5 protein-coding genes and 1 pseudogene are annotated in these 6,878 nt (G+C 71.9%); 2 read left to right on the plus strand and 4 right to left on the minus strand.

What is annotated here, in order from left to right; genetic code table 11:
• Positions 1–491 precede the first annotated feature (491 nt).
• Positions 492–758 carry a GlsB/YeaQ/YmgE family stress response membrane protein gene (locus tag ACLEQD_RS33670; protein WP_410389683.1) on the minus strand — a complete coding sequence of 89 codons (267 nt, stop codon included), beginning with the start codon at positions 756–758 and terminating at the stop codon, positions 492–494.
• 109 nt (positions 759–867) lie between these two features.
• The gene (locus ACLEQD_RS33675; protein WP_410389685.1) at positions 868–1,602 is read right to left on the minus strand and encodes a 16S rRNA (uracil(1498)-N(3))-methyltransferase; all 735 of its coding nucleotides are present in this window, start codon (positions 1,600–1,602) and stop codon (positions 868–870) included.
• Positions 1,603–1,722: 120 nt separating this feature from the next.
• On the opposite strand from ACLEQD_RS33675, the gene ACLEQD_RS33680 reads away from it, so the two are divergent.
• Positions 1,723–2,718 (plus strand): asparaginase, encoded by a 996-nt coding sequence (locus ACLEQD_RS33680; RefSeq protein ID WP_410389687.1) that lies wholly within the window; start codon positions 1,723–1,725, stop codon positions 2,716–2,718.
• 239 nt (positions 2,719–2,957) lie between these two features.
• Here ACLEQD_RS33680 and ACLEQD_RS33685 read toward each other — a convergent pair whose 3' ends face one another.
• Entirely contained in the window at positions 2,958–3,824 is an 867-nt protein-coding gene (locus ACLEQD_RS33685) for a 50S ribosomal protein L11 methyltransferase (RefSeq protein WP_410389689.1), read from the minus strand.
• Positions 3,825–3,902: 78 nt separating this feature from the next.
• The gene (locus tag ACLEQD_RS33690) at positions 3,903–6,503 is read right to left on the minus strand and encodes a M16 family metallopeptidase (protein WP_410389691.1); all 2,601 of its coding nucleotides are present in this window, start codon (positions 6,501–6,503) and stop codon (positions 3,903–3,905) included.
• Between the two features lie 195 nt (positions 6,504–6,698).
• Between ACLEQD_RS33690 and ACLEQD_RS33695 the strand changes: the two are divergent.
• A pseudogene (locus ACLEQD_RS33695) lies at positions 6,699–6,878 on the plus strand (hypothetical protein); the annotation flags it as partial.

The raw sequence follows: 6,878 nt of genomic DNA on the forward strand, positions 1-6,878 counted from the left end.
CGCGGCGGGCGCAACGGGCGCCATCCCCGGCCGGACCGAAGGCGTCATTCCCGGCGGAGTGACAGGGCCGCGAGGCGGCTCCATCGCGAAGGCCGGCGTGCCGCGCAGCGTCTCCGGCTCCAGCGGTTCATTGTTCAGGGTGATGGGGTCGCCACCCGCGTCCTGGGCCATGCGTTCCCCAGGCCTGCGGCGATCAATGTGGATGTCGCGGTCAAGCAGGCTCGGGACGGGAGCCACCGCTGGTGGGCGCGCGGCGTTCGCGGCGCAAGCGGGGCAATCTCCGACCGGCGGCAGCGAGGCGCCGCATTTCAGGCACTTGGACAACGGATCCTCCCGGTGACGCGGACAACCGTCGCCATGAAAGGCCGCATTCAGGCCTGTAGCAAGAAAAGGACAAGCCCCTGCTGGTCCCTCGCCCGAGGAACCGTCAGGGGCTCGTCGGCGCCACGGCAACCCTCCCGTTGGGGACGGTGCGTGTGGGGCGCCTCACGCTAGGCGTGGACGCGGCGCCGTCCCGCTGCTCCAACCAGGAGCAGCACGACGATGGCTCCCACGACGGACATGATGATGCCCGAGGCGTGCAGATCGAACAGCCGGCCGTTGCGCGTGAAGAGCGAACCGATGAGGCCGCCCACCAGAGAACCCACCATGCCCAGCAGGGTCGTGGCCACCAGCCCCATGCTCTGCTTGCCCGGCAGGATGGCCCGGGCGATGAGGCCCGCGATGAGGCCGATGATGATGAAGGTGATGATCCCCATGAGAGTCTCTCCCGTGTGAGGGACCCGCGAGGTCCCGAATGGCAGAAACGTAGGAATGCCCACACGGATCCGTGACCTGGGATGCGAGCAGGCGCCGTCCGCCCGCCTGCTAACCGAGCGACCCGTCCAGGTGCTGCATCACCGCGAGCGCCGCGAGCGCCGCCGTCTCCGTGCGCAGGATGCGCGAGCCCAGCGTCACCGGCCGCGCGCCCAGCCCCCGCAGTCCGTCCACCTCCTCACGCGCGAGCCCGCCCTCGGGGCCAATCACCAGCGCCACCTGCGTCCCCGGCGCCACGCTCCGGAACGCCTCGCCCAGCGGCACCGCGGACTCCTCCTCGTCCAGCACCAGCAGCAGCGTGCCCGGCGTCAGCGAGCGCGCCGCGTCCAAGAGCGGCCGGGGCGGGTGCACGCGCGGCACGTCATCGCGGCGGCACTGGCGGGCGGCCTCCTCGACAATCTTCGCCCACCGCTGGGTGCGCTCCTCGGCGCGCTTCGGCTCCAGCTTCACCACGCTGCGCGCCGTGGCCACCGGATGGAACGCGGTGGCGCCCAGCTCCGTGCCCTTCTGCAGCACCAGCTCCAGCTTGTCCCCCTTGGGCAGCCCCTGGAGCACGTGCATCTCGCGCGCGGGCGGCGTCACGCGCACGGCCCCCAGCACCAGCCGCACGGCCTCCGCGGTGAGCCCCGTGACGCGCGCCTCGAAGGCGCGGCCCTTGCCGTCGAACACCTCCAGCGCGTCCCCATCCTCCAGCCGCAGCACGTGGACGAGGTAGTGGCGGCGCTCGCCCGTGAGCGTCACGTCGGCGGGGGCGGGGTCGGGCAGGGGAACGAAGAGGCGGACCACGGCGGCTTCCTTGAAGGGAGGGCGCCCGGAGGATAGCCCTCCATGCGTCCAGCGGTTCCCTTTCCGCGCTCCACGAGCGCCCGGCCGCGCCCCGTTCCTGCTATGGCGCGCGAAACGCCCATGTCCACCCTCGTCATCGAGTCCACCCGCTCCGGCTTCGTCGAATCCCTCCACACCGTGTCCGTCGCGGTGGTGAGCGCGGAGGGCACGCGCGTCGCGTTCGCGGGCAACCCGGAGCTCGTCACCTTCTGGCGCTCGGCGGCGAAGCCCTTCCAGTCCCTGCCCATGGTCCAGGACGGCGCGGCGGACCGCTACGGCTTCGGCCCGCGCGAGCTGGCGCTCTCGTGCGCGTCCCACTCCAGCGAGCCCGTGCACCGCGCCCTCGCCATGCAGATGCTGAGCGCGTCCGGCTGCGAGGAGCGCCACCTCGCGTGCGGCCCGCATCCGTCGCTGTCGCCCGCGGTCGCGGAAGAAGCGCTCAGGGCGGGCGTGGTGCTCACGCCCCGGTGGAACAACTGCTCCGGCAAGCACGCGGGGATGCTCGCGCTGGCCCGGCACCACGGCTGGGACGTGCACGGCTACGCCAGCGACGGCCACCCGGTGCAGGAGCGCATCCAGGATGAAGTCGCGAAGTGGACGGGCCTGCCGCGCGACGCGCTGGTGAAGGCCGTGGATGGCTGTCTCGCCGTCTGCTTCGGCCTGCCGCTCAGCGCCATGGCCACCGCGTGGGCCCGCTTCGGCGTGTCGGAGGCGCCCGCCGCGCGCCGCCTGCGTGAGGCCATGCTCGCGCACCCGGAGCTCGTCGGCGGCAAGGGCCGCGCGTGCACGGAGCTGATGACCGCGTTCCAGGGCGAGGCCGTGGTGAAGATTGGCGCGGAGGGCGTCTACTGCGCCGCGCTGCCCCGGGCCCGCCTGGGCGTGGCCCTCAAGGTGGAGGACGGCGACGCCCGCTGCGCCCCGCCCGCGCTCCTCGCCGTCCTGCGCCTCGTCGCGGAGCAGCAGGGCCTGTCCCTGCCCATGACGGGCCTGGAGCACCACGCGGAGCCGCGCATCCTCGACACGCGCAGCGAAGTCGTGGGCTCCCTGCGCGCGGCCGGCACGCTCGCGTTCGCCTGAAGCCGCCGCTGTAGCGCGGAAGGTCACACGCGCCGCGGGCTGCGTAACCGGCCCCGCTACAACCGCGCCGGTGCCCCGAGTGGCGCGCGGCCCACGGCGACAGGCACGCGGGCTGCACCAGGGGAGGTCCGCACACGGCGGGACTCGCGGGGTCCTGACGTCAAGGGGGAACGCCTCGCGAGTCCAGATGGGGTCGGGTTGGCGAGCGCACGCGTTCGCGGCCCGACCCCCTCTTGTTCCTAGCGCTTCAAGTCGATGCGCACCCACTCGCCCTGCTGCGCGCCCTCCAGCACGGTGCACCCGAGCTTGCGGTACGCGGCCTCCACGTCCACGCGCTGGTGCGCGAGCACGCCTGCCAGCACCAGCCGGTCCTTCGCCTTCGCGACGATGAGCGGCGCCAGCTCAATCAGCGTGTTGGCCAGGATGTTCGCGAGCACCAGGTCGAAGGTACCCGGCACCTGCGTCAGCTCGCGCCCGGAGATGTCCAGGTCGGGCGTCTGGTTGTCGGCGCAGTTCTCCTGGGCCAGCTCCACGGAGGTGGGGTCGTTGTCGGTGCCCACCACGTGGCCCGCGCCCAGCTTCTTCGCCGCGATGGCCAGCACGCCCGTGCCGGTGCCCACGTCCAGGACGCTCGCGCCCGGGTGCGTGGCCATGAAGTCATCCACCGCCGCCAGGCACAGCGACGTGGTGGGGTGGTCCCCCGTGCCGAAGGCCATCTTCGGCTCGATGACGACCTTCAGCTTGCCTTCGGGCGCGTTCGCCGCGTCCCAGGGCGGTCCCACCCACAGGCGGCCCACCTGCACGGACTTGATGAGCGACTTCCACTCGTTGCTCCAGTCCTGCTGGGGCTGCTCGTCCAGGGACAGGCGCGCGGTGGGGTGGCTCTCCACCACGGCGTCGCGGGCTTCCTCGGCGCTCTGCCGGTCCTCGAAGTAGGCGACGACGATGGACTCACCCTTCGCGGGGACGCGCACGCCCGGCATGCTGGGCATCTCCGCGTCGCGGACCTCCAGGCCCAGGGCGCCGGCCTCATGGAGGAGGTCCTGGAGGATCTCCGAGGCTTCCTCCGCGATATCCACGGTGAGTGACAGATAGGTCTGGGACATGGCGCCCCTTCTACCGCACCCGGTGCGGCGTGGAAGCGTCGTCGTCGTGACGCTTCCACGCTCGCGAAAGGGGGCGCCTTACGGCCCGACGACGGCCATGGCCATGCGGTCGAAGTCGATGACCCGGCGGGCCACCTCCTGCACGTCCGCCGCCGTGACCTTCGCCACGCGCTCGGAGTAGTGCAGGAAGTTGTCCAGCCCGATGCCGTAGCAGGTGTCCAGCGCCAGCAGCGTCGCGCGGGCGCTGTTGCGCTGCAGGTCGATTTCATACGTCCCGATGATGTGCTGCTTGGCGCGCTCCAGCTCCTCGGCGGGGATGGGCTCGTCGCGGATGCGCTCCAGCTCGCGGCGCATGCCCTCCAGCGCCGCGTCCACCTTCTCCGGGCTGGTGCCCATGTAGACGGCGAAGTAGCCGGGGTCCAACCCGTCCATGGAGAAGCTGCTCACGCTGTAGGCCATGGAGCGCTTGTCGCGCAGCTCGATGAAGAGCCGGCCGCCCTGGCCCGACAGCACCGTGGACAGCACGTCCAGCACCACGCGCCACGGGTCGGTCATCCGCGCCGCCTGGAAGCCCATCACCAGGTGCGTCTGCGCGCGCGCCAGCACCTTCTTCTCCGTGCGCGGCGAGGACGGCGGCGCCTCCGGCTTCACCTGCTTCGGGGCCACCGCGCCGCCGCGCGATTTGCCGAAGTACTCGTTCGCCAACGCCCGCACCTGCTCCACGTCCACGTCGCCCACCACGCTGAGCGTCATCTGCGACGGGTCCATGTGCGCGCGGTGGTACGCGCGCAGCTGCTCGGGCCCCAGCGCCTCCACGGACGCCTTCTCGCCCGCGAGCGACAGCCGGTACGGGTGCTCCTTGTAGAGCGTGCGCGAGAACAGCTCGAACGCCAGGCTCGACGGCTTGTCCTCGCGGGTGAGGATGTCCTGGAGCAGCAGCGAGCGCTCGCGCGCGACCTCCTCCTCGCGGAAGGCCGGGTTGAGCAGCACGTCCGCGAACAGCCGGAAGCCGGGCTCGAAGTAGCGCGACAGGAAGTCCGCCTTCAGGCTCACGGAGTTGCGGCCGCCCTGGCCGCTGACGTTGCCCGCGTACAGGTCCCCCAGGTGGGAGATGTCATCCGCGCTGAGCGTCGTGGTGCCCTTGGTGAGGGCGCGGCTGAGCAGCGTGGTGATGCCGTTGTCCTCGGGCGTCTCGTAGCGCGCGCCGCCGATGAAGGCCGCGCGCATGGAGAACAGCGGGATGTGCGGCTCCACCCGGATGATGAGGGTCGCGCCGGAGGGCAGCTTCTCCTGCACCACCTCCGACCGCGCGGACGCGGCCTGGCTCCGGGCCGGGCGCACCGGGGCGTCCGGGGGCGTCCGGGCGGCGCGCGCCGGGGGCGTGACGCCGGGGCTCTTCGCCGCTTCATCCAGCGCGGCGTGCACCTGCGCCTCCGTCAGCTCCGCCGAGGGCGGCACCAGCGCGGTGACGACGGCGTGCTCCAGCCGCAGGTACTTCTGGGCCACGCGGCGCAGGTCCTCCGGCTTGAGGTTGCGGATGTCCTCCAGGTAGCGGGCCTCGGACTCCAGGCCGCCCGGGGACGTCTGGTACGAGCCCAGGTTGCGCGCGGTGCCCTGCACCGTCTCCTTGCGGTAGACGGACTCCGCCTCCACCCCCGCCTGCACCGTGCGCAGCTCGTCCTCCGGCACCAGCGTGGTGCGCAGCGCCTCCAGCACGCGCGCCGTCTGCGTCAGCGCCTTCTGCGACTGCGCGGGCGGCAGCGTCAGCGACACGGAGAAGATGCCCGGGTCCTTGGGCGTGTACGCGGACGCGTGCACGTCGTTCACCAGGTGCTGGCGGCGCTTCACCTCGCGCACCAGCCACGACGAGTTGCCCTGGCCTGCAATCATGGCCAGCACGTCCAGCGCGGGCACGTCCGGGTGCTCCAATTCCGGGATGGCGAAGGACAGGTGCAGGTAGGCCTCCTTCACGTCCTCCGTCTGGATGAGCACGCGGCGGCCCGTGGGCGCCGCGTCGCGGGGGCGCTGCACCGGGCCCGCGTAGGGCCGGCCCCAGTCACCGCCGAAGATCTCATCCACCCACTGGCGCAGCTCCGCCTCGTTCAGGTCGCCCGCGACGGACAGCACCAGGTTCTTCGGCGTGTAGTGCCGGTGGTAGAACTCCAGCACCTTCTCGCGGGTGAAGCTGCGCACGCTCTCCTCGGTGCCGATGACGGGCAGCCGGTAGGGGTGCGTCTGGAACGCGGCGGTGAACAGCCCGCGGGACGCGCGGCGCGACGGCGAGTCGTAGCTGCGCTTGATCTCCTCGCACACCACCTCGATTTCGCGCGCCAGCTCGTCCTTGTCGAACGCGGAGCGGCGCACCGCGTCCCCCAGGATGTCCAGGCCCGTGCGGGCGAACTGGCTGGCGATGACGATGTGGTAGACGGTCTGGTCGAAGGACGTCCAGGCGTTGATCTCTCCGCCATGCGCCTCGATGTCCCGGGCGATTTCACCGGGCCCCCGGCGCTCCGTCCCCTTGAAGAGCATGTGCTCGTGCAGGTGGGCGAGGCCCGCCTGGTCCGGCCTTTCGTCCGCGCTGCCGGCCTTGACCCAGACCTGGAAGGCCGCGACCTTGGCGGCGTGCTGCTCTTCGAAGACGACGGTGAGCCCGTTGGGCAGGGTGTAGCGGATGGCCATAGAGGTGGTCCGAAGCTGTCAGCCCTCCCGAGGGGAGGCAAGGCAAGGTGTGATGTTTGCTCCATTGGCTAACGTCCCACCCCTCCCACGTCGAGCGGACCGTGCCGTCCGCCTCCCACCAGGCAGGCGAAGCGGCGCGGTCCCCATCGCGTAACTGGTGGAAAGCCCCCGTGGCCGGTAACCTGGGACGCGCACATGCCGTCTCCCCCGGACGAGGCGGATCCGCTCGCGGACCTGAAGGAACTGCTGGATGACGGCGACGCCCCCATGGCGGCGCCCGCTCCGGCGCCCACCAGGCCGCTCACGGTTCCCAAGCCTCCCCCCTCCGCGCCTCCTCCCCTGCCGCCCCGCCGGCCCGCCGCAGGCTTGCCCGCT

Origin of the sequence: Corallococcus sp. 4LFB, assembly GCF_046520365.1 — a bacterium.
In the GTDB taxonomy this organism is placed as follows: Bacteria; Myxococcota; Myxococcia; order Myxococcales; family Myxococcaceae; genus Corallococcus; species Corallococcus caeni.

What these genes read in the sequence shown, in the direction of transcription:
- ACLEQD_RS33670 (WP_410389683.1), bottom strand. Translation starts at nt 758, where the DNA reads ATGGGGATCATCACCTTCATCATCATCGGCCTCATCGCGGGCCTCATC.
- ACLEQD_RS33680 (WP_410389687.1), top strand. Translation starts at nt 1,723, where the DNA reads ATGTCCACCCTCGTCATCGAGTCCACCCGCTCCGGCTTCGTCGAATCC.
- ACLEQD_RS33685 (WP_410389689.1), bottom strand. Translation starts at nt 3,824, where the DNA reads ATGTCCCAGACCTATCTGTCACTCACCGTGGATATCGCGGAGGAAGCC.
- ACLEQD_RS33690 (WP_410389691.1), bottom strand. Translation starts at nt 6,503, where the DNA reads ATGGCCATCCGCTACACCCTGCCCAACGGGCTCACCGTCGTCTTCGAA.